The 26,386-nt window shown below is 59.3% G+C and carries 24 protein-coding genes; 11 read left to right on the top strand and 13 right to left on the bottom strand.

What is annotated here, in order from left to right; all coding sequences use genetic code 11:
• Positions 1-110: 110 nt before the first annotated feature.
• Positions 111-1,526, bottom strand: a complete 1,416-nt coding sequence (locus FHC51_RS08065; protein ID WP_220435281.1) for an aldehyde dehydrogenase family protein — start codon at positions 1,524-1,526, stop codon at positions 111-113.
• Between the two features lie 100 nt (positions 1,527-1,626).
• On the opposite strand from FHC51_RS08065, the gene FHC51_RS08060 reads away from it, so the two are divergent.
• Positions 1,627-2,529, top strand: coding sequence for a LysR family transcriptional regulator (locus FHC51_RS08060; RefSeq protein ID WP_220435280.1), 903 nt, complete (start codon positions 1,627-1,629; stop codon positions 2,527-2,529).
• Here FHC51_RS08060 and FHC51_RS08055 read toward each other — a convergent pair.
• Positions 2,516-2,995, bottom strand: coding sequence for a carboxymuconolactone decarboxylase family protein (locus FHC51_RS08055; RefSeq protein WP_103178094.1), 480 nt, complete (start codon positions 2,993-2,995; stop codon positions 2,516-2,518). The genes FHC51_RS08060 and FHC51_RS08055 overlap by 14 nt on opposite strands.
• A gap of 100 nt (positions 2,996-3,095) precedes the next feature.
• On the opposite strand from FHC51_RS08055, the gene FHC51_RS08050 reads away from it, so the two are divergent.
• Positions 3,096-4,487 carry a PLP-dependent aminotransferase family protein gene (locus tag FHC51_RS08050; RefSeq protein WP_220435279.1) on the top strand — a complete coding sequence of 464 codons (1,392 nt, stop codon included), beginning with the start codon at positions 3,096-3,098 and terminating at the stop codon, positions 4,485-4,487.
• A gap of 94 nt (positions 4,488-4,581) precedes the next feature.
• Here the strand turns inward: FHC51_RS08050 and FHC51_RS08045 are convergent, their stop codons facing one another.
• Positions 4,582-4,743, bottom strand: a complete 162-nt coding sequence (locus FHC51_RS08045; RefSeq protein ID WP_114316002.1) for a DUF1127 domain-containing protein — start codon at positions 4,741-4,743, stop codon at positions 4,582-4,584.
• 175 nt (positions 4,744-4,918) lie between these two features.
• Here FHC51_RS08045 and FHC51_RS08040 point away from each other — a divergent pair, with 175 nt between their 5' ends.
• The gene (locus tag FHC51_RS08040; RefSeq protein ID WP_220435278.1) at positions 4,919-6,334 is read left to right on the top strand and encodes a PLP-dependent aminotransferase family protein; all 1,416 of its coding nucleotides are present in this window, start codon (positions 4,919-4,921) and stop codon (positions 6,332-6,334) included.
• Between the two features lie 102 nt (positions 6,335-6,436).
• Here FHC51_RS08040 and foxA read toward each other — a convergent pair whose 3' ends face one another.
• The 3 genes from foxA to FHC51_RS08025 all read right to left on the bottom strand — a co-directional run bounded on the left by foxA (position 6,437) and on the right by FHC51_RS08025 (position 10,017).
• A complete protein-coding gene (foxA, locus tag FHC51_RS08035; protein WP_220436664.1) occupies positions 6,437-8,545 on the bottom strand; it encodes a ferrioxamine B receptor FoxA in 2,109 nt (702 codons plus the stop codon).
• Between the two features lie 120 nt (positions 8,546-8,665).
• Positions 8,666-9,646 carry a helix-turn-helix domain-containing protein gene (locus FHC51_RS08030; protein WP_220435277.1) on the bottom strand — a complete coding sequence of 327 codons (981 nt, stop codon included), beginning with the start codon at positions 9,644-9,646 and terminating at the stop codon, positions 8,666-8,668.
• A 137-nt stretch (positions 9,647-9,783) separates the two neighbouring features.
• Entirely contained in the window at positions 9,784-10,017 is a 234-nt protein-coding gene (locus tag FHC51_RS08025) for a DUF2171 domain-containing protein (RefSeq protein WP_103178088.1), read from the bottom strand.
• 210 nt (positions 10,018-10,227) lie between these two features.
• Here FHC51_RS08025 and FHC51_RS08020 point away from each other — a divergent pair, with 210 nt between their 5' ends.
• Complete coding sequence (locus FHC51_RS08020) at positions 10,228-10,413, top strand: DUF2767 domain-containing protein (protein WP_114317151.1); 186 nt, start codon at positions 10,228-10,230, stop codon at positions 10,411-10,413.
• A gap of 41 nt (positions 10,414-10,454) precedes the next feature.
• Here FHC51_RS08020 and FHC51_RS08015 read toward each other — a convergent pair whose 3' ends face one another.
• Positions 10,455-11,576, bottom strand: a complete 1,122-nt coding sequence (locus tag FHC51_RS08015) for a cupin domain-containing protein (RefSeq protein ID WP_220435276.1) — start codon at positions 11,574-11,576, stop codon at positions 10,455-10,457.
• Positions 11,577-11,784: 208 nt separating this feature from the next.
• Here FHC51_RS08015 and FHC51_RS08010 point away from each other — a divergent pair, with 208 nt between their 5' ends.
• On the top strand, positions 11,785-12,081 hold the full coding sequence (locus tag FHC51_RS08010) for an SH3 domain-containing protein (RefSeq protein WP_114388052.1): 297 nt from the start codon (positions 11,785-11,787) through the stop codon (positions 12,079-12,081).
• Here FHC51_RS08010 and FHC51_RS08005 read toward each other — a convergent pair.
• Complete coding sequence (locus FHC51_RS08005) at positions 12,078-12,848, bottom strand: DeoR/GlpR family DNA-binding transcription regulator (protein ID WP_220435275.1); 771 nt, start codon at positions 12,846-12,848, stop codon at positions 12,078-12,080. The two genes, FHC51_RS08010 and FHC51_RS08005, sit on opposite strands and share 4 nt — an antisense overlap.
• 97 nt (positions 12,849-12,945) lie before the next feature.
• Between FHC51_RS08005 and FHC51_RS08000 the strand changes: the two genes are divergently transcribed.
• The 6 genes from FHC51_RS08000 (at position 12,946) to FHC51_RS07975 (ending at position 18,897) form a co-directional block, all read left to right on the top strand.
• Positions 12,946-13,104 (top strand): hypothetical protein, encoded by a 159-nt coding sequence (locus tag FHC51_RS08000; RefSeq protein WP_220435274.1) that lies wholly within the window; start codon positions 12,946-12,948, stop codon positions 13,102-13,104.
• Positions 13,101-14,258, top strand: a complete 1,158-nt coding sequence (locus FHC51_RS07995) for an MFS transporter (RefSeq protein ID WP_220435273.1) — start codon at positions 13,101-13,103, stop codon at positions 14,256-14,258. The genes FHC51_RS08000 and FHC51_RS07995 overlap by 4 nt, the downstream gene beginning before the upstream one ends.
• Position 14,259: 1 nt before the next feature.
• The gene (locus FHC51_RS07990) at positions 14,260-14,646 is read left to right on the top strand and encodes a VOC family protein (protein WP_220435272.1); all 387 of its coding nucleotides are present in this window, start codon (positions 14,260-14,262) and stop codon (positions 14,644-14,646) included.
• A gap of 134 nt (positions 14,647-14,780) precedes the next feature.
• The gene (locus FHC51_RS07985; protein ID WP_220435271.1) at positions 14,781-16,826 is read left to right on the top strand and encodes an McrB family protein; all 2,046 of its coding nucleotides are present in this window, start codon (positions 14,781-14,783) and stop codon (positions 16,824-16,826) included.
• Positions 16,823-18,130: an McrC family protein gene (locus tag FHC51_RS07980; RefSeq protein WP_220435270.1), complete on the top strand. Its 1,308-nt coding sequence runs from the start codon at positions 16,823-16,825 to the stop codon at positions 18,128-18,130. The genes FHC51_RS07985 and FHC51_RS07980 overlap by 4 nt, the downstream gene beginning before the upstream one ends.
• Positions 18,131-18,297: 167 nt before the next feature.
• The gene (locus tag FHC51_RS07975) at positions 18,298-18,897 is read left to right on the top strand and encodes a response regulator transcription factor (RefSeq protein ID WP_156653825.1); all 600 of its coding nucleotides are present in this window, start codon (positions 18,298-18,300) and stop codon (positions 18,895-18,897) included.
• 9 nt (positions 18,898-18,906) lie between these two features.
• On the opposite strand, the gene FHC51_RS07970 is transcribed toward FHC51_RS07975, so the two are convergent.
• Genes FHC51_RS07970 through FHC51_RS07950 form a run of 5 tightly spaced genes read right to left on the bottom strand, consistent with a single transcriptional unit; the run spans position 18,907 to position 26,179 of the window.
• Positions 18,907-24,510, bottom strand: a complete 5,604-nt coding sequence (locus FHC51_RS07970) for an AAA family ATPase (protein ID WP_220435269.1) — start codon at positions 24,508-24,510, stop codon at positions 18,907-18,909.
• Between the two features lie 58 nt (positions 24,511-24,568).
• Entirely contained in the window at positions 24,569-24,937 is a 369-nt protein-coding gene (locus FHC51_RS07965) for a response regulator (protein WP_220435268.1), read from the bottom strand.
• Positions 24,938-24,963: 26 nt separating this feature from the next.
• Positions 24,964-25,221, bottom strand: a complete 258-nt coding sequence (locus FHC51_RS07960; RefSeq protein WP_103823084.1) for a DUF1427 family protein — start codon at positions 25,219-25,221, stop codon at positions 24,964-24,966.
• Positions 25,218-25,427 carry a DUF1427 family protein gene (locus FHC51_RS07955; RefSeq protein ID WP_220435267.1) on the bottom strand — a complete coding sequence of 70 codons (210 nt, stop codon included), beginning with the start codon at positions 25,425-25,427 and terminating at the stop codon, positions 25,218-25,220. Before FHC51_RS07955 ends, FHC51_RS07960 begins: the two co-directional genes overlap by 4 nt.
• A 59-nt stretch (positions 25,428-25,486) precedes the next feature.
• Positions 25,487-26,179: a hydrolase gene (locus FHC51_RS07950; RefSeq protein WP_103823317.1), complete on the bottom strand. Its 693-nt coding sequence runs from the start codon at positions 26,177-26,179 to the stop codon at positions 25,487-25,489.
• Between the last annotated feature and the right edge of the window lie 207 nt (positions 26,180-26,386).

The following is a 26,386-nucleotide window of genomic DNA, read 5'->3' as shown; positions in this document are numbered from 1 at the left end:
ATGAGCGAAATGTCGCTTTTGTGCGCCGGGGTTGCCGGGTGGCGCTGCGCTTACCCGGCCTACCCAGGCACGAACCGTAGGCCCGGCAAGCTTGCGCCGCCGGGCGTTTTTTAGCCAAGGATCGTCTTCGGCTCCATAAACGCGCTGATGCCCCATGCCCCCATCTCACGCCCCACGCCGGAGTGCTTAAATCCGCCGAACGGCGCTTTGGGCTCGTGTGTGAGGGTATTGACCAGCACGCGACCCGCATGGATCTGCTGCGCCACGCGGCGGGCACGCCCGCTATCGCCACCGAGCACCAGCGCGCTCAGGCCGTAGTCGGTGTCGTTGGCAATGGCGATGGCCTCCGCCTCATCGCGGTAGGTAATCACGCACAGCACCGGACCAAAAATCTCATCCCGGGCGATAGCCATCTGGTTATGCACATCGGTGAACAGCGTTGGCCGGACAAACCAGCCGTCCCAGGTGCCCTCCGGCCGCCCTACCCCGCCCACCAGCAAACGCGCCCCCTCCGCCAGCCCTTTCTGAATATACCCCTGCACCCTCTGCCACTGTCTCTCGCTCACCATCGGGCCGACCACGGTCTTCGCATCGCGCGGATCGCCCGACACCACCGCCGCGATGGCCTGGGCCAGCGCCTGCTCGAATTCAGCTTTCCGCGACTGCGGCACCAGAATACGCGTACCAGCCACGCACGCCTGGCCACTGTTCATCAGCCCGGCCTGTATCGCCAGCGGAACCGCCTGTTTGATATCGGCATCGTCGAGAATAAGCGTCGGCGATTTACCGCCCAGCTCCAGGGTGACGCGGGTAAAGTTCTCCGCCGCGTTGCGCAGGATCGCTTTGCCGGTGCGGGTCGATCCGGTAAAGGAGATTTTTGCTACATGGGGGTGACGGCTAATCGTCTCCCCCACCGTATCGCCGCGCCCGGTAACGATGTTAAACACTCCCGGCGGCAGATCTGCGGCGTGCAGCGCCTCGGTCACAATCTGCGTCTGCAGGGCGCTCATCTCGCTGGGCTTGATCACCGCGGTGCAGCCTGCGGCCAGCGCCGCCGCCAGTTTGCCGCAGATAAAGCCCGCATCGCTGTTCCACGGGGTGATAAGCCCGGCGACGCCGAGCGGGGTCATCTCTACTCTGGCCGCACCCGCGACGGTCGTAAATTCGAACGCCTCCAGCGCCGCAATGGCTTGGGCAATCACCTCTGCCGGATAGCTCGCCATCCAGGCCGAGCGCGACGCGGGGGCACCATACTCCTCAACTACCGCCTCCAGCAGATCGTCGTGGCGGGCGGCCACCGCCGCGTGCATTCGTTGCAGGGCGGCAATGCGCACTTGCTTTGTGGTTTTCGACCACGCCGGAAACGCGGCTCTGGCCGCGGCAATGGCACGTTCGCCATCCACCGCGTCGGCCAGACACACCTGACCGATGACGCGTGCCGTCGCCGGGTTATACAAATCGAAGCGCTCCGTGCCGTGTGGGGTGACAAACTCACCGTTGATATAAACCTGTTCGATGTGATGCATAGCGACCTCCTCAGACTGGATAAAGCGAGTCTGACACGCCTTCTCCGTTACGATAATCCACGCTATGCTGCAAAGGTTGTTTCGATTTTCAGGATAATCTATGCACCGTTCAGGACTGACAGAGCTGGAAGTGGTCATGGCCGTGGTGCGTCGCGGCAGCTTTCGCGCCGCCGCCCAGGAGCTGGGGATGTCGGCCACCGCCGCGAGTAACGCCATTGCCGGGCTCGAAAGCCGCCTGCAAACGCGCCTGTTCAATCGCACCACCCGCAGTGTGGCCCTCACCGAGGCAGGGCAACGCTTTGTCGCGCGCGTGGGGCCTGCCTTGCAGGAGATCCGCCAGGCCAGCCTGGAGATCCACAGCGATGCCGACGAGCCTGCCGGCATCCTGCGCCTGAACGTGCCGAACAACGTCGGCTCGCTGTTCCTGGACGCGCTGCTGATCGACTACATGATCCGCTACCCGAAAATGCGCGTCGAAGCGGTAAGCGAAGCGCGGATGATCGATATCGTGGCGGAAGGATACGACGCCGGGATCCGCCTCGCGGAATCGGTCCCGCAGGATATGATCGCCGTGCCGCTTACCCCCGATATCCGCCAGCTCATCACCGCCACGCCAGACTATTTTGCCCGTCACGGCATTCCGCGTACGCCGGACGATCTGCTGCAACATCAGGGGATCGGCATGCGGATGGCGCACGGCGGGATCTACCGCTGGGAGCTGGAGCGGCGCGGAGAGCAGATTGCCCTGGCGGTGGTGCCCCGTTTTGCCACCTCGGATCTGTTTGCTTCGATCCGGGCGGTAAAAGCCGGGCTGGGGGTGGGATTTTTACCGGAACTCTATATTCAACAGGAACTGCAAAGCGGGGAACTGGTGAGCGTGCTGGAGGAGTGGACGCAGCCCTTTGCCGGACTGCGTCTCTATTACCCTGGCCATCGTCACGTCCCGCCTGGGTTGCAGGCGCTGGTGGCGATGATCCGCGAGCGGGGCCTTACTCGAGGTTAGCCTTGTTGAGGCCGTAGGCACCGTCGAGGGAGCCCGGCTCCATACGGGAGGTGATGCCTAAGCGGTTCCAGGCGTTGATCGCCACAATGGCAAAGTTCAGCTCTGAAATCTCCTTTTCTGAGTAGTGTTCCGCCACGCTGCGGTAGAGGACATCGCTGATCCCGTGCGGGCCGATCTGCGTCAGCGCTTCGGCGAAGGCCAGCGCCGCTTTTTCCCGGGCGCTGAACAGCGGGGATTCACGCCATGCGGCCAGATGGTAGAGGCGCAGCTCGCGCTCGCCCGCAATTTTCGCCTCTTTCGCGTGCATATCCAGACAGAAGGTACAGCCGTTGAGCTGGGAGACACGAATGTCGATCAGGTGCTTCAGCGCCGGGTCGATGGAGGTCTGGCTCACCGCCATGCTCAGGTCGGAGAGCGCTTTAGCGAGGGCAGGTGTGGCTTTATGGTGGTTAACGCGCGTGCTCATGGTCTTTCCTCTTTTGTGCGGTACAGGTCATGCGATGGGGCAAATTTACGCCGTTCATGACATAGTAAAAAGATACAAAAATCGCGAAACGAGGTAGGACATGAAACCGGGTTATCACCAGATCTATACCCGCTACCGGGACAATATCACCCGCGGCATACTGAAGCCCGGCGACAAAGTGCCCGCCATTCGTGTGCTGGCGGAGGAGCTGAAGGTCGCGCGCAAAACGGTGGAAACCGCCTACGCCATTCTCATCGGCGAGGGGTATCTGGTGAGCCAGGGGGCGCGCGGTACCCGGGTAAACCCGGACTTAAACCTCCCCGCCGCGCCACCGCCGCCCGACGATCCCGTCACCGGCACGTTACCGGAGTCCCTGGTCAGCCAGCGCGAACGGGCTGGCTTTTTACGCCCCGGCATTCCGGCGCTGGACAGCTTCCCCTACAAAAAATGGCTGCTGCTGGCGGGCCAGGCGGTGCGCGCCATGCGCCAGGAGGAGATGCTCAACCCGCCGGTGATGGGCTGGGCTCCCCTGCGCCAGGCGATTGCCCGCTACCTGAACATCTCCCGCGGGCTGACCTGCACGCCGGATCAGGTGCTGATCACCAGCGGCTACAGCGGCAGCCTGCGCCTGATCCTCGATACCCTCGCCAGCCGCAACGACAAAGTGGTGTTTGAAGATCCGGGCTATTTTATGGGCCAGCAGCTGCTGCGGCGCATCGTGCCCCGGCTCTATACGGTGCCGGTAGATCGCGCGGGGATGGACACAGACTACCTGCTGCACCACCACGCCGACGCCCGGTTTGCCATCGTCACCCCGTCGCACCAGAGCCCGCTGGCGGTCACCCTCTCGCTGCCGCGCCGTCAGCAACTGCTCGACTGGGCCACCCGCAACGAGGCGTGGATCATTGAGGATGACTATGACGGCGAGTTTCACTACACCCGCAAGGTGCTGCCGTCGCTGAAAAGCCTCGATCGCCAGGATCGGGTGATCTACATGGGCACCTTCAGCAAAACCGTGATGCCGTCCCTGCGTCTCGGCTATGTGGTGATGCCCGCCAGCACGGTAGCGGCTTTTAACGACTGCGCCGATCTGCTCGCCAGCGGCCAGCCGGTGCTGACGCAAAAGATCCTCACCGCCTTTATCAACGACGGCCACTTCTTCCGCCATCTGAAAAAGATGCGCGCGCTCTATCAACAGCGACGCGACTGGATGATTGCCGCCCTGCACGCGGTCTATGGTGACCGCTTCTTCACCGAACAGAACGATGGCGGAATGCATATCGTGGCGTTCTTAACCAAAGGCAGCTGTGATCTGGAGATCGCCCACTGCTGGCAACAGCAGCAGTTGCAGGTAAACGCCCTGTCGGCGTGGTACCGCGGGTCGGGCAAACGCTACGGGCTGGTGATGGGGTATAACAACGTGCGGTCGTATCAGGAGGCGGTGGCTCTGCTGGAAAAACCGAAACAGCAGACGCTGGCACTGTTGCGCTGAGCCGCGCCGGGTGGCGGCTACGCCTTACCCGGCCTACGGTTCGTGCCCTTGTAGGCCCGGTAAGCGCAGCGCCACCGGGCGATAACTGCGCAAGCTACAAATCATACCGTGACAACCCGATGTCCTTTAAATCTTCATCACTTAACTCGCTCAAAATCCGGCGTGTGCGGTTGATACGATACCAGCGGACAAGGGCTTTTCCCATCCAGATAAAGATCGCAAAGGGGCGTTTGGCTCGATTTTCGTGGAATTCCATGATGCTCTCCTCGGGGTGTCTGAGGGGTTATCATCACGGATCCCACACCTTCCAATACAGATTCAAAAATTACTTTTTTTAACATACAGATCGTCTAAAACAGGAACTGCATGGCAGTTTTTACCGCCATCTGTACCGGTTTGCTTTTCTGTATGGTGAGAATAAGGGATACAGCATGACGCGCTACCAACATCTGGCCAATCTTCTGGCGGAACGCATTGAACAAGGGCTCTATCGCAGCGGGGAGCGTTTACCCTCGGTGCGTGCCCTGAGCCAGGAGCACGGCGTCAGCATCAGCACCATACAGCAGGCCTATCAGATCCTCGAAAACTTACAGCTGATCGCCCCCCAGCCGCGCTCGGGCTATTTTGTCGCGCCGCGAAAGGCGCAGCCGCCGGTGCCGGCGATGTCGCGCCCGGTGCAGCGTCCGGTGGAGGTGACCCGGTGGGATGAGGTGCTGACCCTGATGGAGGGGCGCAACAAAACCGACATCACGGCGTTTGGCGGCGGCCAACCCGACCTGACCCAGCCAAGCCTCAAGCCCCTGTGGAAAGAGCTGAGCCGGGTGGTGCAGCATAGCGTTAAAGAGGTGCTCAGCTATGACGAACTCGCCGGGCGACGCGAACTGCGCGAGCAGATCGCCCGCCTGATGCTGGACGCCGGATCGGTGGTCACCGCCGACGATCTGATCGTCACCAGCGGCTGCCACAGCGCCCTCTCTCTGGCGCTGCTGACCATCTGTAAGCCCGGCGACATCGTGGCGCTGGAATCCCCCTCTTTCTACGGCACCATGCAGATGCTGCGCGGTCTGGGGATCAAGGCGATCGAGATCCCCACCGATCCGGTGACGGGGATCAGCGTCGAAGCCCTGGAGCTGGCGCTGGAGCAGTGGCCGATCAAAGGGGTGATTGTGGTGCCCAACTGCAATAACCCGCTGGGGTTTATCATGCCTGAGACCCGCAAACGTCAGCTGCTGGCGCTGGCCCAGCGGCACGATATCGTCATTTTTGAAGATGATATTTATGGCGAGCTGGCGTTCGAGTATCCCCGCCCCTCCACCATTCACTCGCTGGACATCGATGGCCGGGTGCTGCTGTGCAACTCCTTTACCAAAACTGTCGCCCCCGGGCTGCGGGTGGGGTGGATTGCCCCGGGCCGCTATCACGACCGGATTATGCACATGAAGTATGCCGCCAGTGGCACCAACGTGCCTGCCAGCCAGCTGGCACTGGCTACCTTTATCCGCGAAGGGTATTACCACCGCCACGTGCGGCGGATGCGCCAGATCTACCAGCAGAATATCGAGACCTACACCTGCTGGGTCAGGCAGTTCTTCCCCTGTGGCATCTGTGTGACCCGCCCGATGGGCGGCTACATGCTGTGGGTGGAGCTGCCGGAACATGTGGATATGGTCTGCGTGTCGCGGGAGCTGACGCGGTTTAACATCCAGATCGCCGCCGGATCGCTCTTCTCGGCCTCCGGCAAGTACCGGAACTGTTTGCGGATCAACTGCGCCCTGCCGCCAAACGAGAAGCACCGTGCGGCGGTAGAGCAGATGGGGGAAGCGGTGAATATTGCGATGGCGGAGTAGCGCGGTGCGGCCTGTTCGCCGGGTGGCGGCTGCGCCTGACCCGGCCTACGGTTCGACTCTTTTGTAGGCCCGGTAAGCGCAGCGCCACCGGGCATTTTCACATCAGAACGTCCACGACACGCTGCCGACGATGCTGCGCTCGGCGCCAAAGTAGCAGTAGGAGAGCGAGTTACAGGCCGCCACGTAGCTTTCGTCCGTCAGGTTGTTGACGTTCAGCTGGGCGCTTACCCCGGTCAGCCCCACCTTCGACAGGTCATAGCCCACCGCCAGATCCACCAGGGTGTATGACGGCAGGGTGTGGGTATTCATGCGGTCACTGGTCACGCCGTTGACGTAACGCACACCGGAGCCCACCGTCAGGCCATCCAGCGGCCCGGTTTTGACGTCATAGCTGAGCCAGCCGCTGGCCATATTACGCGGGGCATAGACCGCACGCTTGCCCTCTTCCTCCGGGCTGCTCTTCTTGTAGCGAATGTCGGTATAGGTGTAGGCCGCCTGCAGGCGCAGGCTGTCGGTCAACTGCCCTACCGCTTCCAGCTCCACCCCTTCCGATTCAATTTCGCCGATGGAGCGGTATGGATCGGTCGGCTCCTCTTTGGTGGCGATGTTTTTCTGGTTGATGCGGAACACCGAGGCGCTGAACTGGCTGTTCATCCCCTCCGGCTCAAACTTCACCCCCGCTTCCCACTGCTTGCCTTTCATCGGGTCCAGCAGATCGCCGTTCTCATCCGCAAAGCTGGTCGGGGTAAAAGCGGTGGAGTAGCTGATATACGGCGCGATGCCGTTATCGAACAGGTAGAGCAGCGCCGCGCGGCTGCTGAAGTTATTCTTGTCCAGATCGCTGCGGGTATCGTTGAGCTTGTCGACATTGGAGACGCTCACCTGGTCATAGCGCCCGCCCAGGGTCAGGCGCCAGCGGTCCAGGGAGAGCTGATCCTGCAGGTAGTAACCAGTCTGGCGCAGCTTGTGCTTCTCCTTGCTGTACATCGTGATGCTGTCCGGCCCGGCACCGTAGACCGGGTGGAAGGCGTCAATCGGCGGGAAGCTGCCGTAATAGCCGGTGGTATGGTTGCTGCGATCCTGGTAATCGAGGCCAATCAGCACCCGGTGGTTAACCGCCCAGGTATCAAAGCTGCCGTCGATCTGGTTGTCCAGGGTGATGGCGTTCATCTTCTCGTCCGAGCCAGAGTAACCGCGGTTGAGTTCGGTGTCGTTCAGCCACCCCGCGGCATAAACCTGGTTCAGCTCCACTTTGGTGTGCAGATAGCGCAGCTTCTGGCGCACCGACCAGCCGCTGTCGAACATGTGCTCAATGTTATAGCCGACCATATCCTCGCGGCGGTCGTACTTGTCATAATCGTCTTCGCCTTCGAAGAAGGTGTTAGAGATCATCTTCCCGTTGTGCGGCACCACTGTGCCGTCGTACGGCAGGCCGGAGTGGCTCCCGCCTTCGGGATCGCGGTGCAGGTAGGCCATCAGATCCAGGCGGGTGTTATCGGTGATGCGCCAGGTCAGGCTCGGCATCAGGGCGTAACGCTCCTCTTTCAGCGGATCGAACTGGGAGTCGGCATAGCGGGTCATGCCGCTCAGACGGGCCGCCACGCGGTCGTTATCGTCCAGCGCGCCGGTGACGTCAAACATCGCCCCGCGCTGATCGTTGTTCCCGGCGAACAGCTTGATCTCGCCGCCCGGATCGAACGACGGTTTGCGCGAAGTGAGCGCCACGATCCCGCCCGGCGACGAGCGGCCATACAGCACCGAGGCCGGGCCGCGCACCACTTCGATATTTTCCAGGAACCAGGGGTCAACCACCAGCGAGCTGTGGGAGTTGGTGTCGCCCATCATCTTCAGGCCGTCGAGGTAGACGTTATCCAGACTGCCGTCGGAGAAGCCGCGCAGCACGATGTAGTCAAAGCGGTTTGAGGCGCCAATCTGGTTGCTGTAGACGCCCGGGGTGTAGCTCACCGCCTGGCGGACGCTGGTGGCGCCCTGCTCTTCAAACTGCTCACGGGTAACAATCGACACCGCCTGCGGGGTCTCGATATCCGGCGTCGCCAGCTTGGTGGCGCCGCTCTGCATCTGCGAGGTGACAACAACCGTTTCGGTTTTCGGCGTCTCCTGCGCCATCAGGGGGAGCGCGACGCTCCCGGTAACCCATCCCACCAGCAGTGCCAGCCGCGATTTAGCGAACATGAAAATCTCCAGAGCTATTTCTAATTATTAATGAGAATTATTACCTTTTTCATTTAGAAGATAGCTATGCGCGCTGCCAGAGTACGTATGCGCAATGCCAAACCGCACGAATGGCGTTGGCGATGGAGGAAAAAGGGATTAGCAGCCGTTACGGACCGCGCCGGGGCAGATACCGTAGCGACGGCGAAAGGCGGTAGCAAAGTTGGTGGCATGCTGGTAGCCCGACATCCAGGCCGCCTGCTGTACGCTGTGGCCTTCCAGCAGATAGCGGCGCGCCAGCGCCAGGCGGCAGTCGCGCAGGTAGTCGAATACCGTGCAGCCATAGGCCTGACGGAACTTGCTGCGCAGGCTGCTGGGGCTCATCGCTGCCTGAGCGGCCAGCTGGGCGAGGGTGTACTCCTGCTCCGGGGCCTGTTCCAGCAGATGGCGGATCTGCTCCAGCCGGGCCTGTTCACCGCTTGATGCGCCAGCAAGCGCCGTGCCCTGCTGCTCCCGCAGGTGCAGGCCGTGGCCGAGGAGCTGGTACATCACCCCTTCCAGCAGCAGCTGGCGCGACAGGCTGCTGCGCTCGCGCTGGCGGGCATGCTGGATCCCGGCCAGCACAAAATCCGGCACCTGCCAGACAAAGGTGGGGGCATTCAGCCTCTCCCACTGCGCCAGCAGTGAGGCAAGCAGGTTCTCCCGGCGGGCATCATCAGGGTAAACACCAAAAGAGAGGGTTTTCAGGGCGATATCCGCATCATGACGGGCAGACATCGCCTGCTGCTCGCTGAGCCTGGCGCTGAAAGCCATGCCCGGGCGCACCACATAAACGTTGCCGCTCAGGGTCAGGGTCACGCAGCCTTCCAGCACCACCAGCACATAAAGCGGGCTGCTGTGGCGGGAGGTGGTTTCATAAGGTTGCAGAACGCGGACATCGGAGTGGGTTAATGAGATGCCGGACGGCAGGATCATCTCTTCGACATCGCCGTGCAGAACCGGGCTGCTGCTGGCACATGTATCAGTGAGCAGCGGAAAACGGTAGTCAATGCCGTAGCGCTCGCCAAAGACCTTAAAGTCAGCAACGGAAAAGGTTTTTTTCGCTGTGGGGGCCGGGTGAGGGAGCATTGTGTCGGACATACCTGCGCCTGGAAAAGCATATTAAAAATAAAACAGTATCACTCCTTTAACGCGGCGGCAATGCAGGCAAATTTAATAAATATTAAGCTCCGACAAGATGCCGGAGCTCAAATATATCCGCCTGGTGCTGACGATTATTACGCTTCTTGCCAGCCAGCAAACACTTCTTTATGGTCTTTGGTCAGAACCACATTATTCCCGTCGATTTTATCGACCCACTCCAGCGGAATATAATGGTGTTTACCGCCGGACTCGGAGTCATTTTTTGCCAGCTTAATGCGGTTGCCGTCAAGATGGTCAACGGTGCCAACGTGGGTACCGCAGCTTGCCATTACCTGAGCATGGTCCTTGATTTCACTCTGGTTTACCATAATTAATTCTCCTCATTTGGTTTCTACGGGTGTGACACGAAACTAACTGTAGTCCATAAATAAGGTTTCTACCGCCTCATTAGCATTTCGAAACATTATTTCCCGCCGCGTTTAAGGTTCGCACGAAATATATAAGAATCAACTGAGAAATATTCCAGGCACGTTATTATGTCGCATAATTATCTTCACGCACTCAACACGGAGGCATATATGGTAGAAACGCATCGTACCGAAATATCCCTGGCTCTTGGTGAAGCGGTTTTAGATATCGTCCAAAAAGGCCAGGAGGTGTCGAGAGAGAATCTGGCACGGGCCATGAAAAGTAAAGCGGAGCGAGAACCTGATGACGAGCGCCTTCTTGATTACTGGAAAGCCTGTCATATCCTCGCCGCTTAAAGGTGGCGGCGTGGGGCCTGTGCCCCGCGCCGCCTTTGTGATCATTCGTCGAAGTACCAGTAACCCTGGTTAATCAGTCCGGTCAGCTCTATCACAAACGCCGGATTTTGCAGGGCATCCCCCAGCTCCGCACGGCTAAGCTCGGTGTAGCGGCACAGCGCATCCGCTGCGTTTGCATCCGACACCTCCAGCCGCTCGCTGTTGATAAAGAAGCTGCCCCCGACATTCAGCACCCGCAACCCGCTCAGGCGAGTCAGCGTTTCGCCGCCCGTCAGCGCGTCGAGCACCTCTTCCGGCGTGTACTCCGGTTCCGCCGGGGCAATATCCAGCTCGTGGCGCGGCGTGGAGATGAAGCTGCCAAACCACTGTGTAAAATCATCTGGCTTGCTGATCATGTCGATCATCATCTTGCGCAGACGCTCAAGTTCATAGGCTTCAACCCGGCCCGGATGCTCCCGGCAGGTGAGATCCGGATCGCTGTAGTGCTCCCCGCCCAGATCGTTTTCCAGCGCGTAATCGGCAAAGCTGCTGATCAGATCCCGGCCATTCGGCCCGCGGAAGCCTACGGAGTAGTTGAGCGCCGTCTCGTGGGTGAAGCCGTCGTGCGGGAATCCAGGCGGAATATAGAGAATATCGCCCGGGGCCAGATCTTCATCGATGATCGGCTCAAAAGGATCGACATGGAGCAGCGCCGGATGCGGACAGAACTGACGCATCGGCAGCTTGTCGCCTACGCGCCAGCGACGGCTACCCATCCCCTGAATGATAAACACATCGTACTGATCGATATGCGGGCCTACGCCGCCGCCCGGCACCGAGAAGGAGATCATCAGATCGTCCAGACGCCAGTCCGGCAGCACGCGGAACGGGCGCACCAGTTCGGCAGAAGGTGCGTGCCAGTGGTTTACCGCCTGCGTCAGCAGCGACCAGCCGGTTTCGCCTAAGCCATCGAAGTGCTCAAACGGACCGTTGCTGGCATGCCATTTGCCCTCTTTATGGCTCACCAGGCGACTGTCCACCTCCGGCTCCATCGCCAGCCCTGCCAGTTCATCGGGGCTGATAGGATCGACAAAATTGGGCAGTGCGTTTTTGAGAACAACGGGTTTCTTTTGCCAGTATTTTTCTAAAAATTCCGGCCAGTTCAGGTTGAGTTGATACGCCATGGTTAGCACCAGTTAAAAAGACAAACGGGTGTGATTATAGGAAGAGGTGGGGCCGCGCTGCCTTGTCGTGGGTCAAGGGGGAATGAAAACCTGCCGCATTCAGCCATTCGCATGACACAGGGTGACAGTTTCACGCTTTATCGTGAGCGCGAGTTACAGAGCGACTTATATCGTTAATCACTAAGAGCGTATTGTCATGAGGCCTGCCATGAGCCCGTTTATTGAACTGCCGGTTTCCGCCAGCGTAAAGACCCTGATGGGGGTTTATACCCGTAAGGAGAACCCGTCCGTTTTCGCACCTGTGGCCGGTGAGCTGCCTGAAGGAAGCGTGGTTCGCATTCAGGCGGCGGTGGTGGGTGATGCGGTGCAGGGCAATCCGCACTGGTACCGGATTGATGAAGAGACCTTTATCTGGGCGGGCGCCTGCACGCCGATCCAGCCCTGTCCCGAATTTCCCCCTGCTACGCGCGTTAGCTGGACGGCGGTGGTGTTTGCGGTGCGTTAGGCGCTGATAACCCGCACATCCTCTGCCGTAAACGCTGCGATCGCCTCCTGATCCAAGCTCGCCTCTACCACCAGCACGTCGATATCACTGCTTTTCGCCACTACAAAGCGCGCCACGCCGGGGATTTTGTCGGTGGTGAGCGCCACGATGGTCTGGCTGCTCTGGCTAATTACCGCTTTCTTGAACTCGCAGTCGGCAAAGTCGAACCCGGTCAGCCCCATGCCAGGATCCATCGCGCAGCCGCCGATAAACGCCTGATCGAAAATCATCCCTTGGATCTGGCTGGCCGCCGTCGCCCCCACGGCCCCGCCGGAGCTGCGCTGGATCTGTCCGCCGGTGATGATCACCTCGCACAGCGGGTGACGGAGTAGTTCCGCGGCGATGGCCGGGGAGTTAGTCACCACGGTAACGGCCAAATCCGGCGGCAGAGCCCTCGCCAGCGCGAGGTTGGTGGTGCCGGTATCGATAAAGATACAGCTGCCCGGCTTGATCAGCGTTGCTGCTTTCTGCGCGATCGTGGCTTTTTTTGCGTGGTTTTGCTGCTCGCGGCTGTAGAAGTTCCCGGCATCGGCCAGCTGTAACACCGCGCCGCCATAGACCTTCTTACAGAACCCTTCTTTGCTAAGCTCATGTAAATCACGGCGAATCGTGTGTTCCGACACCTGCATCCGGGTCGCCAGGTCGGCACAGACCACCCGGCCATTTTCTTGCAGGATCTGGCGGATCCGATCTTGTCGTTGTTCCGGGAAAGCTGCATAATCGAGCATAAATTATCTTCTCGGCATTTGAATCGAGCAACAATGCGCATAATGTTGCATGAACGCCTGCTCTGTCAATCCATGCCATCACAACCGGAGCGTCACAATGAAGCGCGATGATGATTACCATCAACAGGTGCCCGCCACTCAGCCCTATGACGGCTTCCTGTTTGAACCTGTGAACGCAGATGCGCGCGCCGGGGAAACGGTGCAGCGCAAGGCGCCTGCCTCCCCGTTACTGAAACCTGATAAGGATGTGAAATGACCTCTCAGACCACCGGAGCCGTTCACCGGCTTGCCACCCGGATCGTCTTTTTTATTGCCGGCTACGTGACCGCCACCTGGGCGGTGCTGGTGCCTTTCGCCAAAGCCAACACCGACGTTAACGAGGCTACGCTTGGTTCGCTGCTGCTCTGTCTGGGCATGGGGGCGTTAATTGCGATGCCGCTCACCGGGATGCTGACCAGCCGCTACGGCTGCCGCCGGGTGATTATTACCGCGATGGCGATCGTCCTGCTCACTACCCCACTGCTTGCCATCATCCCGGATCCGCGCCTGCTCGCCGCCGCATTGCTGCTGTTTGGCGTGGGGGTCGGCGTGACGGACTGCGCCATGAATATTCAGGCGATCATCGTTGAACGCGATGCCCCCGGGCCGGTGATGTCCGGTTTTCACGGCATGTACAGCGTGGGCGGCATCGCGGGTGCGGGGGCGATGACTCTGCTGCTGACCCTCGGGGCCAGCGCCTTTGTCGCCTGCCTGATCATCATTCTGAGCGTTATCCTGATGCTCGCTTTCAGCCTGAAAGGGCTGCTGCCCTGGGCTAATCCCGCCTCTGGCCCGGCCTTTGCGGTGCCGCGCGGCGTGGTGCTGCTGATCGGCCTCATCTGCTTTGCCGTGTTTCTCGCCGAAGGCACGGTGCTGGACTGGAGCGCGGTGTTCCTGACCGAGGTGCGCGGCGTGCCTGAATCCCTGGGCGGGCTGGGCTTCACCTGCTTCTCGGTGGCGATGACCTTTTTCCGCTTAACCGGCGATAAATTGATCGCCCGCACTGGCGCCCTGCGCGCCGTGGTGGGGGGTGCCATCGTGGCCGCCGCAGGGTTTGCGCTGGTGACCTTTGTCCCGCAGTGGCAGTTGTCATTGCTGGGCTATGTGCTGGTGGGGGCCGGTTGCGCCAATATCGTGCCGGTGATGTTCTCCGCCGTTGGCCGTCAGACCCGCATGCCGCAGGCGGTTGCCGTCCCGGCCATCACTACCCTGGGCTATCTCGGCGTGCTCGCCGGGCCCGCGATTATCGGTTTCGTGGCGCACGCCACCTCTTTAACCCAGGCGTTTATGGTCATTATGGTGCTGATGCTGGTCGTCGCCCTGCTCTCCGTGACCGTCACCGCCTCTCAACCCGCCCGCAGCGAGGGATAAGATGAATATTGCACATGTGGCACTCTGGACCCGTAACCTGGACGCACAGGTCCACTTCTGGCAGACGGTATTTGGCGGCCAGCGTAACGAACGCTACCTGAGTAAAAACCGCCCCGGCTTTGCATCGCACTTTATCACGCTGTCCGACGGGCCGACCATCGAGCTAATGACGGTGCCGGATCTGCCCGATCGCCCGTCGCACCCGGAGTTTGTCGGCTGGGCGCATATCGCGCTGAACGTGGGCAGCAAGGCGGATGTGGATCGGATGGCGGAGCAGGCGCGGCTGAATAACACGCTGCTGAGCGCCCCAAGGATGACGGGTGATGACTATTATGAAGCGGTAATTGCGGACCCGGACGGGAACCGTATTGAGCTGGTGGGGGAGTGAGACAGCACATTCAGGACTGAAACACATCCGGATAATTCGTCACTGCCTCCCCTGAACAGGCAGTGACGCAGTTCAGATAAATCCTATAAGATACGGATTATCTTAATTTCTTTATCCTCCACATGGAGTGCGTCATGGTTCAGGATTCATCTGCGTTAGCCCCTTTCTTCAATGCCCACATTGCAAAAAACGATCGGTATAGCCCGGATTGGGGTAAGCGCTACCGCAAACTTGTTGACAAGATTCAGGCAGAAAACCCCAATTTTAGCGCGGATACGATCCGACAGATCTGGTATGAACGCAGCAATGGTATCTCAAGCCTGAAACAGGGCGGCATGTCCCAGTTTGAATTCGAATCTGCGCAAAAACAGCTTCTCGCTCTTACCCGTCAGATAGCTAAAGAGTGTTCTCTGGAGAATTACGAACAGGTAATTAAACGCCTGATCAAGCTGAAAGCTGACGGCGTGCTGAACAAAGTTTACTGGGCATTGTGCCATCGCGCCTTTGCAGCCTTTTATCCTCAGCAAATCACTAATGTCGTTAATGTCAGTTATTTTTTCAGTAGCTATAACTACTGTAATAACCATTTTCAACTCGGACTTCCAAAGGAGCAGGAATGGTTTGCACGTAATCTGGATCTCAAAAAAGCGCTGCATAGAGCATTGGGTGATGAGGTCGATCCTATCGAACTTAACATGTCACTCTGGCATCTCTATAACCAGGTGATTGAGAAAAAAAATGATATCACGACACTCGGCAGTGACATGACCTCCTCAGAGGAGGAGCAGGACGAAAAAGTGAGCACTCCGCAACTGCCGAAAAATACCATCCTTTATGGCCCGCCTGGTACCGGTAAAACCTATCGCACTATTGCCCTGGCCGTACGTGCCTGCGAACCCGAAGCGTACTTTCAGCAGTTTGGTAAAGATGAAACCGAAAAACGCCGCGAGCTAAAAAAAATCTACGACCGTCTGATTGCTGAAAAACGGGTGCGTTTTATTACTTTCCATCAGAGCTTCGGCTACGAGGAGTTTATTGAGGGGTTAAGAGCGGAGACCACTGACGACGGTAATATTCGCTATGAAATCAAACCGGGTATTTTTAAACAAATCTGTGAGGATGCCGCATTCGGTCACGCAGGCGTTCAGCTAAAACTTGATAAAGCGCTTGCCCGTCTGCAAGGGCGTCTGGCAGAAGGCGAGAGCATTACCCTTGAAACGCAGCGAGGAAAACCTTTCCAGCTGACTTATAAGAGCCAGACTACCTTTGGGATCTTCCCGTCGCAATCGAAAAAAGATGATTTAGGCCAGGGCTATAATGCCTACCTCAAAGACATCCGTCTGGTTTACCAAAACCCGAAGACTGAAGTACATAATCCTTCATATGTACGCAGCATTATTAACTATCTGGTTGATCAGGGCGAAATATCCTTAAACCCTGAGGAGACGCCTGAAAAACGACAAAACTACGTCCTGATTATTGACGAAATTAACCGTGGCAATATCTCTAAAATTTTCGGCGAGCTGATCACGCTGATTGAAACTTCTAAACGCGCCGGAGAGCCTGAAGCGCTTAGTGCTATGCTGCCTTACTCCGCCACCTCATTCAGCGTGCCAAATAATCTCTATCTGATTGGTACTATGAATACCGCCGACCGCTCTCTCACTGCGCTGGACACAGCCCTGCGACGCCGGTTCGAATTTGAAGCCATGCTGCCAGATATTGATGTTCTGGCTAATACCATCGTTAAGGGCATAAATCTGCCGCGCCTGCTGCAAACCCTAAATGACCGCATCCAAGTACTGTATGACAGCGAACATACGCTGGGTCACGCCTTTTTCATCCCGGTTGTGCAGGCCAGAGAAGACGAAGAACTGGCCTTTGCAAGACTCAAGCGGATCATGAGAAATAAGGTTCTGCCGCTGCTGGAAGAGTACTTCTATAATGACTGGCAAAAGATCCGCATGGTGCTGGGCGATAACCAGAAAGACGAACAACTGCAATTTATCCGCGAGGTAAAAGATCAGAAACAGTTCGCTGACCTCTTCGGCATGAAGGGCACTAACGACCTGCAAGAGATCGGCTCCCGTTTCTTGCTGGCTGACGAAGATGACGACATCTGGAATAACCCACTCGCATGGCAGCAAATTTATGCCTTACGCAAAGGTAACGGGGAATGAGCTCCCGGCAACATTTTACCGTCTTCGAATACGGACACCTGGTAAGTGAAAAAGATAGCGACCGCGTAGCTCATGCGGTCGCCTTGCCCGAACGCCTGTTTGAGTGGCTTGAGCAGCGCGCTCTGAGGGATGATGCGGAGAACACGCATCGCCTGCTTACTTTACGTAGCCGGGGTGGTGTAAAGACCCTTCAGGTAAAGAATTATGCCGGGGTGATCGCCCTGCCCGGCAATAGCTTTATTGAAGTGCTGCCAAAAACCGGACACAGCGAAGAGAATGTCGACATCGCACGTCAACAGCTCCTGATGATGCTGCGTACGCTAAAATCCTTTCGCCATATTGCTACCTCCACTTCCAGCATCAGGACCTCAAAAATGCCGCTGTTGGATGTGTTTATTCAGCAATTTATCGATAGCGTACAGCAAATTGTGCGTCAGGGTCTGAAACGAGACTATTTGCGTCTTCAGGATAATTTGCCCTGGATGAAGGGAAAATTGCAGATCTCCGCCCAGCTCACCAAAAATTGTATAAGAAAGGATCGTTTTCAGGTTGAGTTTGATGAGTACAACGTTGAACGCCCGGAAAACCGCATCCTGAAAACCGCGCTTGCTAAGGTCTATCGCCAGACGCGCCATCCACAACTTTTGCAGCAACTTCGCCCATTGCAGGCACACTTTGAAGATATCCCGTCTATCAACGATGTTCGCGTTGCCTTCGACCAGGTGCGGCTGGATCGCCATATGCACCATTACGAACATGCACTCGCCTGGGCCCGGTTGATCCTGCTAGGTCAGTCGCCTCACTGTATGCAGGGGGAATCCAGCGCGATCTCTCTGCTTTTCCCGATGGAGGCGGTATTTGAGTCTTTTGTCACGGCATGGATGCGTCATCACTATCGCCACAGCTGGCATGTGGAGCCACAAGTCTATGAACATAAACTGGTGCGATTCAACAGCGATGAACTCTTTGGTCTTTGGCCCGACATCAAATTAAGGCCGCGGGAGGGAAGCACTGGAGCGACAATCGTTTGCGATATTAAATGGAAAATTGCGGACGATCGTAAGGCTCAGCTCGATCAGTCCCGGGACGATCTCTTTCAGATGCTGGCATACGGGGTGAACTACCTACAGGGCAACGGGGATATGTTACTTATTTACCCTGCACACGATCATTTTAATCAGCCGCTGCAAATGCCCTACGAATTTTGCAATACAGGTATACGCTTATGGATTATACCCTTTTATATTGGCGAAACCCTGCAAGCGTCTGAGCTGCGGCTACCCGATGCGCTGAGCCTGCAATAATTCGCCTTTCATATAGTTATCATATTGTTAAATGATAATGAGAATTAATGTGTTAGAGTAATTGCGTTCGAAAGCTGCCGCCATACTCGTTTGATCGTCAGGGAGGTAGCTTGCACGCTGAGCGAAAATCCTCTCATCTCTGTCAGGCTGAAACATTGGGGCTATTAATGGAACACATTGTCTATGTCGTTGATGATGATCACGCTGTCAGGCGGTCCGTGGTCGGGCTGCTGGAGTCTGCCGGGCTGAACGCCCTCGACTTCTCCTCGGCAGAATCTTTTCTGCAACACACCTTTGAAGATGTGCCCTCCTGCGTGATCCTTGATATGCAGATGCCCACCATCAGCGGGTTTGAAGTGGCGGACTCCCTGAAGGCCAGCGGGCGCGAGATCCCGATAATCTATCTTACCGGTCACGGTACCATTCCGATGACGGTGAAGGCGATGAAGGGCGGCGCGTATGAGTTTCTCACCAAGCCGGTGGCGTCGAACGATCTGCTGAACTCCATTGGCGACGCGCTGAAGCTGGCGGAAGAGAATGCTCTGCAGTTGCGGGAGCAGTACTCTCTCAAGCAGCGCCATCTCTCGCTAACGCCGCGGGAACAAGAGGTGTTGCAGCTGGCGATCAGCGGGATGCTGAACAAGCAGATCGCCGCCGAGCTGGGGGTGAGTGAAATCACCGTCAAAGTCCACCGCCGACGGGTGATGGACAAAATGCAGGCCCGCTCGCTGGCGGATCTGGTCAGGGCCGCGGAGCGCCTGACCTGAAGCCAGCCCTCAGAGTGACGTCTCGCCCTCCGCCAGCGGCAGGGTAAAGGCAAAGACAGAGCCGTACGGCTCGCGGTTGCGGGCCGTCAGCTTGCCGCGATGGCGCTCGATAATGCTGTAGCTGATGGTCAGCCCCACCCCCATCCCCTGGGCTTTGGTGGAGTAGAATGAGTCAAAGATGCGCTCGGTCTGCCCCGGCGCGATGCCGGTACCGCTGTCGGCGATTTCAAATGTGATCCCGCCCCCTTCCGGGTTCGAGGTAGAGAGCAGCAGCGTACCGGGCCGCGTTTTGATCTCGGCCATCGCCTCTACCGCGTTCATCACCAGGTTCAGCAGCACCTGCTGGATCTGCACGCTGTCAGCCACAACAAAACTGTTCGCCGCCGCCAGGGCATAGCTGACGCTGATGCTCCGCCGCTCCAGCTCGCTGCGCGAAAGAGTGATGATGTGCCGCACCAGATGGTGCAGATCGATGCGGGCAAAGGCCGGATCCTGTTTGCGGGTGAGGGACTGCAGGCTGCGAATGATCTCCCCTGCCCGCTCCCCCTCGGAGACAATCTCCTCCAGTCCGAGCCTGGCCTTATCCAGACGGGCCGGATCGCGGTTCAGCCAGCGCAGGCTGGCCCCGGCATTCGCGACAATCGACATCAGCGGCTGGTTGAACTCGTGGGCGATGGATGAGGTTAACTGCCCGACGGTGGTCGCCCGGGAGACGCGGGCCAGCTCGGCCTGCGCCACCCGCATGGCATCTTCCGCCGTCCGCTGGGTGGTGATGTCGGTGATGATGCCGTAATACTCATTCACTTCGCTGCCCACGCCGACCGGATCGCCAATCCCCAGAATGGTGCGCACGGCGCCGTCGCCACGAATAATGCGGAACTCGGCGCGCATGGTCAGGCCATCGCGCACGCTCTCGGTCACCAGGGTGCTGATGCGCGGATAGTCATCCTGATGCACAAAGGTGAGAAACTCCGCCATCGAGATCATCTTCTGCTTCTCCGGCAGGCCCAGAATGCGGGCGTACTCCTCCGACATAAACATCAGATCCTGCTGCAGCTCCCAGCGCCAGCTGCCGGTATGGCTGATCTGCTCCCCCAGCATCAGCGAGGTCTGGCTGGCCCGCAGCTCTTTCTCCACCCGACGCCGCTGCTGGTTCTCCTCCAGCAGCTCGGCATAGAGCCGGGCGGTCTCCAGCGAGATGGCGGCGTGTGCCCCCAGCAGGCTGACCACCCGGGAGTGCTCGACGGTAAAGACCTCCGGCATCAGACGGTTCTCCAGGTAGAGCACCCCCACCAGCCGCGCCTGCTTGAACATCGGCACGCACATCACCGCCGCGCCGGAGGTGACCAGATACGGGTCCTGGCTGAAGGGGTGGAACTCTTCCGGTTTGCCGGTGTGGATCTCCTGCCCGGTGCGGATCACCGCCGCCAGTACCGTCAGCGGCATCTCGGTGGCCGTCGGCACCTCTTTGCGGATCTGCACCTGCACCCCGTCGGTGGTGGTGCTGGCGCTGGCCTCGATCTCAGGGATGTTGTTGTCATTCACCCGAATCAAAAAACCGCGCTGCGCCCCGGCCCGCTCCAGCAGGATGGTCATCAGGGTTTCGATCAGCCGTTCGAGATTGATCTCCTCCGACAGGGCGCGCGACGCCTTGATCACGCTCTGTAAGTCGCGGATCTCCTCGTTACGGGCAAAGGCCACCGTGTCCCAGGCGTTGGCCTGGCCGGGGGCCAGCAGATAGGGGAAATCCCGCTCCAGCTGGCGTATTTTGGACTGCGCCCCGGCCCGTCCCCAGGCGGTCATCGCCCCGCGGAAATGTGCCTCGGCGGCGGTGGTGTAGCCGCAGGCGTGGGCGAAGCGGCCCGCCAGCTCGTGGGCCAGAGCGTTGAAAGGGTTGAAGCCCCCTTCGCGCGACAGGCGCACCGCCTTCTCGTACTGTTCGAGGGCGATGCTGTTCATGCCGTCGAGGCGCACGATCTCGGCGTAGATCAACGCCTCTTTATCGGCGAAGGTGCCGGGGTTAACCCGCGCCCAGAGGGCGATCTTGTCGTAATGAAGGTGGATCTGACGGCGCAGATCGGCGGAAAAGGTCTCCGGGGTCAGCTGCTGCGAGAGGGTGAGCGCGCTGTAAAGGTGGTAGTCCAGCAGGTGGATGTGGCCCGGCGCGGACCAGGCAAAGCGCCCGGCCTGGGCCAGATTATCTGCCGCCTGGGGAAACTCGCCGCAGGCGAAGTGGGCCATGCCACGGTAGAGCCAGAACCAGAACAGCATGGTGGAGGTCTGCTCCGGAGCCTGCTCTGTAGCTCCGGGCAGCAGGGATTGCGGCAGCGCCTCGCTAGCGCTCCACTGACCGTTCACCGGGGTGCGCAGGTGCTCCACATAGTGGCGCTGCATCAGCAGGATCGTCTCTATGTCCTGAAAATGGGTTTTACGCACGAAGGCCAGTCCGCGCTCGATGCTCATCAGCACCGCGTCGAGATGATCGCCCCGGGTGAGGAAGTTGATCACCTGGTGACAGGCGGCGAAGCAGGCCACCGTCATATCGCCGTGGGTTACAGCGGAGGTGAAGCAGGCCTTGGCGCACTCAATGGTGTAGCCCAGCGGCTGGGTCCAGACGCTAAGCTGATCCAGCGCCAGCAGGGTTTTGGCTTCAAAGGCGTCGTAGCCGTGGCGGTTGACCAGCTCCCGGGCCAGGGTGCCGTACTGGAAGCCGAGCCGGTATTCGGCGTAGCGGTGACCAATCAGCACCCCGAACCACGCCATCGCGGTGGTGGAGGCGCCGGTGATGCCGTGATCCAGCGTCAGGTGCATCATCCGGCACAGCAGTATGAAATGCAGGCGCGAGCTGGTGAAGCTGGCGAACAGGCTGGCGCTGTTGAGCAGGTTCATCACCGCCTCGGTGTCGCCATCTTTCATCAGCGGCAGGCGGCTAAAATGGTCCTGCGGGTTCTCGCCAACGCGGTTGCACAGGCTCTGCCAGGCCTCGTCGCACTCGGCGGTCTCCGGGAAGCGGCTGACGTGAATGCCAAACACCGCCAACCAGCAGAGGGCAGCTTCCAGCGCCAGCCGGTTGTCGGACTGGCGCATGTAGACTTCGGCCAGCAGGTTGGCCGCCAGGGCTTTCTCCGCCAGCCCGCCGGGGGAGCCGAGAATGCGGTCGCACAGCCGGCGGGTGGCCTCGAGATTGCCCAGCGCAAACTCGCAGCCCGCCTCTTCGCTGTCGAGAATAAAGTCGCTGGCGCTCTCGGGCGCCGATCCGGCGTTGCCCAGCGCCCGGGCGGTCTGGATATAGCTCAGGGCCGACAGATAATCCCCCGAGCGGCGGGCGCGGCGGGCGGCCAGCAGGCTCAGCTCGCGGAACATCTTGCGCTGGGGCGCAGGCTGAATGCTGTCCAGCGCCGCCGTCACGTGGTGGACGGCGCGGAACAGAATCTCGTTACCCGCCGCCTGACGGGCCGACTCCGCCAGCAGGCTGGCGGTGGTAAGGTGCAGGCGGCTGCGCTCGGCGTTATCCAGCAGGGCGAAGGCCGCCTCCTGAACCCGGTCGTGGGTAAAGGCATAGCCTTCGTCGCTGAGGGTGATCAGCTGCGCCGTCACCGCCGGATGCAGGGCGTAACGGATCTCCGCCACCGACATCGACACCACCCGGCAGACCATCTCCAGCTCGCCGCTGCCGCCCAGACAGGCGATGCTGCCCAGCAGCCGACGGGTCTCTTCGGGCATCTCCTCCAGCTGCTGGAGCACCAGCGTGACCACGTTTTCGGTGTAGTGCCGGGTGCGGATAGCGTGCAGATCGTAGTGCCACTTATCCTGATATTTGTTGTGCGTCACCAGCCCGTCATCGACGATGCGGCGGAAGAACTCATGGACAAACAGCGGATTGCCGCCGGTTTTCTCGTGGATCAGCCCGGCCAGATCCGCGGTGCTGGCGGAGCGGGTATGGAAGATGCTCGCCAGCCAGCGCGACACCGCCTTCACCGACAGCGGCTCCGGGCGCAGCTCGGTGGTATTGCGCGAGGCCCGGTGCAGGTTCGCCAGCTGCTGATTCAGGGTTGCGTCCGGCACCGGGCAGACATCCCGGTGCGCCACCACCAGCAGCAGCGGCACGTTACTGGCGTTGGTCAGCAGGTACTCCAGAATTTGCAGGCTAGCGGCGTCGATCCAGTGGATATCATCCAGCAGCAGCACCAGCGGGCAGCCCGCGCTGGCGAAGGTTTTCACCAGCGCCAGCACCATATGGCTGAAGCGCGCCCGGGCGTCCAGGGAGAAGCTGTCGCTGGAGAAGCGCGGCTTGTTCTCCAGCAGCAGCCGCAGCTCCGGCACCAGGCTGACGGCCAGCTCTTCATACCCCTCCAGCTCCCGCGACAGGCGGATCTTCCACTGCGCCACCTCCGTTGCCGACAGCCCCAGCAGGTGCAGCACCAGGGTGCGAAAGGCTGAGCTCAGGGCGGCATAGGGCAGCGTGGGGGAAAACTGATCCACCTTGCCCACCGCCAGCAGCACATTGCGGTGTTGTAGCGCCTTTAACGCCGAGGCGATAAGGGACGATTTGCCGATCCCCGACGGGCCGCTGATCGCCACAAACCCGGCAAGGTTGTCGCGGCATACCCGGTCAAAGGCGTGGATCAGATCCGTTGCCTGGGGATGGGCGGTGTAGAGGGTATCGGTAAGATGAAACGCCGGGGAGCGATCCTGCAAGCCGGGGGTAAAGGCGGCAATATCGCCCTCGTCGCTCAGGGTAGCCTGGCAGCGGCGCAGGTCGGCGATCAGGCCGTCGATGGTCTGGTAACGGTTCTCCGGTTTTTTCGCCAGCATCTTCAGGATGATGGCCGAGATCATAGCGGGCACGCCGGGGCAGACCACTCCCGGGGAGCGCGGCTCCGAGGCGATGTGGTAGTGCGCCCACTTGCCCTGATCCTGGCCGCCCAGCTCAAACGGCAGGCTGCCGGTGAGCAGCTCGTAGAGCACCACCCCGAGGCTGTAGAGATCGCTGCGGCTGTCCACCGAGCGGTGAGTACGGGTGGTGTGCTCCGGCGACATGTAAGCGGGTGTGCCGCCCACGATGGCCAGTCGCGACTGCTGTAGCTCTTCCGAGGCGCCGGACGACAGGCCAAAGCCCCCCAGCCGACAGCTGTTGTCGTCATGAATAAAGATATTGCCGGGCTTGATATCCCCGTGTACCAGGTTGCGCAGATGCATCAGACGCAGAGGCAGGCTGATGCGGATCGCCAGCTCCAGGAAGCTCTGGATACAGGCCATCGGCGCACCAACGATGCGCGTCAGCAGCACAAAGGAAAAAGGGGCGTAAACCAGTGCAAAGCGCCCGTGGTACTGCGTGGTGGCGACCGGACGGATAGCCCAGTCGTCGCTCAGGTACTCCCGCAGGGCAAACTCATTACGCAGCAGGCGCGTTGCGCTGGCCTCTTCTTCATCGCTCACGGCGGTGGCGATAATAAACGACCCGCCCGAACTGGGCAGGCGGGCATTCAGCCAGCAGAGGCTTCCCTCCTGGCCCAGCGGGGTAAAAATGACATCTTCTTTAAGCACAAAAGCCCGCCCTTCGGATAAATTTCCGGGGGCGGGCCAGAGTGCAGGCAGCGATGGGGTGTTCATCCACGTTTCCTTATTTTTCTTCATTAATGGTTCTCGTGGGATAACGGTGCAGGTGGTGTCAGGTGGCGAGCGCGCGCTGAATGTGCGCCAGCAGCACATCGACGTTTATCGGCTTGCGCAAAAAAGCAACGGCGCCATTCTCAACAGCGTAGCGCTCTATGTTGTCATCCGCATGACCTGAGATAAAAATGATCGGCGGCGGTGAACTGGCGATAAGGTGCAGCCTGTCGAGCATCTCCAGACCGTTCATCCCCTGCAGGCGGATGTCGGCAATCACCAGCGCCGCATCTGTCAGCGCGGTGGGGTGGCTGAGAAACCCTTCCGCCGAGTCGAAGGCTTCTGTGGCATACCCCTCCGACTGCAGCAGGTTGCTTAACCCGCTGCGAACAGACCGTTCATCATCAATGATGGCTATGCGCTGCGGCATGCTCTCTTTCCTCAATATGGACGTGATTAACCCTCGCTGCCGTCGCCGGGACGGGGTGGAGGCGGAGTACCGCTGATTTTGGGTACGCATTCGTGGCGAAACCAGGTCATCGTCAGCTGACGGCTGAACAGGCGGCGGCCAATCGGGATCAACTGCTCCCCCACCAGCATGCCAAACAGCCCCATCAGCGCAACAACGGGCGGCGCGGGCGAGTGTACATCAATTGCGGCATAAATAACCCCTGCCAGAATTCCGCAGCTCAGCGAAACGACCCAGGCTTTCATGACGAGGCTCCTGTGGAGAGGGTGACGGGCACCTTTTGCGCGGTGTCGTCAGCATGCAAAAAATGGCGGGTGGCCTGTTCACCGGCCAGCATGCCCAGCAGACCAATCAGCGCCAGCGCAGGCGGCGCCGGAGAACGGACTTTCAGCAGCGCGTAGAGCAGGCCGATAAGCACGCCTGCCGCGAGGGAAATTAACCCAGTACTCATGATGGACTCCAGAGAGGTCAGCGGCAGGCCGGATGAGGGCCCAGCCTGCCGCTGTTAACTTAGCGGACCGGGGCCGGAACCGGCGCCAGGGTTTCGTGCTCGCTCTTCTGGCGAGACGGTGCTTTGTGCACCATGGTGTAGGCGTAATCGACGCCCATGCCGTAGGCACCGGAGTGCTCACGCACGATATCCATTACCGCGTTGTAGGTCTCTTTACGCGCCCAGTCACGCTGCCACTCCAGCATCACCTGCTGCCAGGTTACCGGGATCACGCCCGCCTGGATCATGCGCTGCATGGCGAAGTCGTGGGCCTCTTTTGAGGTGCCGCCGGAAGCGTCCGCCACCATGTAGATCTCGTAGTCGCCTTCCAGCATCGCGCACAGGGCGAAGGTGTTGTTGCACACTTCGGTCCACAGACCGGAGACCACCACTTTCTTCTTGCCATTGGCTTCCAGCGCGTCACGCACTTTCTGGTCATCCCAGGAGTTCATGGAGGTACGCTCAAGGATCTCTTTGCCCGGGAAAACATCCAGCAGTTCCGGGAAGGTGTTGCCGGAGAAGCTTTCGGTTTCAACGGTGGTGATGGTGGTCGGGATGTTGAACACTTTGGCCGATTTCGCCAGCGCTACCACGTTGTTTTTCAGCACCTGACGGTCGATAGACTGCACGCCAAACGCCATCTGCGGCTGTTGGTCGATGAAGATAATCTGACAGTTATCCGGGGTTAACACTTCGAGCTTTGAGTTAGACATAATGGTATCCAGTGAGGTTAACAGGTGAAATCGCACCACGCGTTGACGATGCGTTGAGTGCATCCTATGCCTCTCTGGTCCCGGCGGTAATTATCTCTTCGTATAATTAACCTTTCGTATAGTTATACGCAGGTATAGTTATACTTTGGTATACCTATCCCTTTGTATAACTGGTTTTTTTCAGTAACCGGTTCCAATAATCCTGAC

The sequence above is a fragment of the Leclercia sp. EC_58 genome (assembly GCF_019584355.1).
Taxonomy (GTDB): domain Bacteria; phylum Pseudomonadota; class Gammaproteobacteria; order Enterobacterales; family Enterobacteriaceae; genus Enterobacter.
Note: the sequence above shows the minus strand (reverse complement) of the source record. Positions and strands in the feature narration are given on the sequence as shown.